Genomic DNA, 469 nt, shown 5'->3' on the forward strand with positions numbered 1-469 from the left:
TCCACACCCCAATACAAAGCCTCTTCAAATACCGAATAGCTGCTTAAGTCACTGTGTGCAAACAACAATCCGGCATTTCGGTTTCTGATTTTTAATAAAGCCTCATCGCTTAAATAGCCAGGTTTCGGCACGCTCATGCCATGCCCGCGAACGGTAATGTCAACACGGGAAACGTGCCGCCAAAAGCCTTCGCCGTAAGTGGTAAGCAGATCTTGGGCGGCAAGCTGGAGCAGCTCTTCGTCGCTTGCTTCAAGCAGCTGGCGGCGGACGGCTTGTGGCGTATCGTGGTTGAGCGCGGCATAGGCGGTAAAAATCGTGCGTTCAGGACGGGCAACCCGGATAAACTGGTTGGTCGCAACAACATAGCCCAGTCCTTGGCTGCCGCAAACCACATTGTCCCACGCAAGTTCGCTGTTGTTTTTTTCTTTCGGGAAACTGTGCAGTTCAAAATTGGATACCAGCCATGGCG

At 52.2% G+C, this 469-nt stretch carries 1 pseudogene; it reads right to left on the reverse strand.

The features are described 5' to 3' along the window. Positions 1-469 (reverse strand): annotated as a pseudogene (locus ACTHS3_RS16900) (twin-arginine translocation pathway signal); the annotation flags it as partial.

The organism is Neisseria sp. P0009.S007 (assembly GCF_051962515.1).